Here is a 2,056-nt window from a genome sequence, read left to right as displayed (position 1 = left end):
CTTTAAACTTCGTATTGAGAGCAATACCATCACGCCCCATAGCTTCGATCACAGCAACGGGATCACCGTTACCAATTAGAGCAGGGTTAAGTGATGCTAGATCAAGACCTGCAGTGTTGCGTACTGCATAGATCTCACGCTCAGATTGCGCGAAACCAAATGCAAAGTCACCATTTAGATCTGTAACATCACCACGTACGTTATTGATCTTCATGTCTTCAATCAATACGCCAGCGATGTCTAAGTAAACGTCAAGATCAGTTACGTTAACGTAGGTGTTCCAATTGATCTTAGAGTCAGCATTGCCAACTGTGTCGATGTCTTTCACACCGTCACCATTCACATCTAAACCAAAGCCATTGCCGTTGTTTTCAATATGAATATCAACTGGACCTAAGTAACCGTTGATCGAAAGATCAGAGATCAACACTGTAGTCGCTGAATCACCATCAGAGTCCACACCAGTACCCGTATGAGTATTGTATGCATCACCAATAGAGTCACCAGCTTCAAATGCAGACGATGCAATACCGATTGCATCAATACTGAAGTTGAAATCTTTACCCTTCGTATAACCGTTACCAAGGAAATCACTAAACGTTACATCAGCGATGGTTCCGTCAGCGATCAGGTTTTCTACACCACCTAATTTTTCCCATGCATCTTTAGCGCTAACGTGGATCAGTAAGTCACCATCACCATACGTTTTTTTCGCACCAATAGTCATTGGGCCAGTGGTAGTCGCGTTATCTGAAACCAGTCCTGCTGCTTGCGCGTCAGTGACTGTTACACTACCAGATTGAGCTAAAATAAACTTCGCTTCATCAGGGTTACTGTTAGTTGCCGCAGCAATTGCTTGGAACTCAGCCGCTTTACGCACGCCAGAGAAACCAGTTTCCAGGTAATTATCAGCATAACCACTAGAGGTATCAGTACCGTCACCAGCAATATCAAGCTTTACACGAACGTTGTCGAAAAATCCGCCGACTTCAACATTTTCATTCGAACCAAAACTAATACCCGTTAGATATACCGAACCCGCATCCTTATACATGAATTCGCCAATACTGTATTTAGTTTCAAGGTCGATAGTCAGGCCAGCTTGACCCGTCATCTCACCCATTGCCGAATCGTCTAGCGCTTTAAGCTCAGCTTGAGCGCCTGCAGAGATTGCGGCTACCGCAACAGCAAGAGCAGTCTTGTTAACTACAGACATAATAGCCTACTCCTTATTATTGTTTTTAACCAAAAAAAGCCGCTCATGGGAGCGGCTTTCTCTGAGATTAACTCAACATATCAAGCGATATTAGTGAGCAGAGATAGTCCACTTAGTGTCGCTCTCGATGTCAGTCCAGTACAATGCACCGATTGACTGATCAGTATCACCAAACTTAAGTGCGCCGATTTCCATGTCGCCCTTGAATTCAGTGTTGATTGCTACACCGTCAACACCGATTGCTTCAGTTACTGCAATAGCATCGCCGTTACCGAATAGACCTGGGTTAGTAGCAGCAAGCGCAAGGTTTGCACCAGCAGTGTTACGTACCGCGTAGATTTCACGCTTAGACTGAGCGAAACCGAAAGAGAAGTTTCCGTCTAGGTCAGTAACGTCACCACGTACGTTGTTGATCTTCAAGTCTTCGATCAATACGCCAGCGATGTCTAAGTAAACGTCAAGATCAGTTACGTTAACGTAAGTGTTCCAGTTGATTTTAGAATCAGCGTTACCGATAGTATCGATATCTTTAATCCCGTCACCGTTCACATCGATACCGAAGCCGTTACCGTTGTTTTCGATATGAATGTCAACTGGGCCAAGGAAACCGTTGATAGAAAGATCAGAGATCAATACTGTAGTTTCTGCGTCGCCGTCTGAATCGATACCGTTACCAGTGTGCGTGTTGTACGCGTCACCAATAGAGTCACCAGCTTCGAAGCTAGAAGAAGCAAGACCGATAGCGTCGATGCTGAAGTTAAAGTCAACAGACTTCAAACCGTTAGAAAGGATAGTGTCAAAACCAGTAGTTGCGATTGACGCATCAGCGATCATGTTAGA

General features: G+C 44.6%; 2 protein-coding genes. Both read right to left on the bottom strand.

All coding sequences use genetic code 11. The features are described 5' to 3' along the window. Positions 1–1,216: DUF6160 family protein (locus A3739_RS00565; protein ID WP_068499768.1), on the bottom strand; the 1,216-nt coding region annotated here is incomplete at its 3' end. Between the two features lie 90 nt (positions 1,217–1,306). Beyond that, on the bottom strand, positions 1,307–2,056 hold a 750-nt coding region (locus tag A3739_RS29065), incomplete at its 5' end, for a hypothetical protein (protein ID WP_197471914.1).

This window comes from Oleiphilus sp. HI0067 (assembly GCF_001635735.1).
Note: the sequence above shows the minus strand (reverse complement) of the source record. Positions and strands in the feature narration are given on the sequence as shown.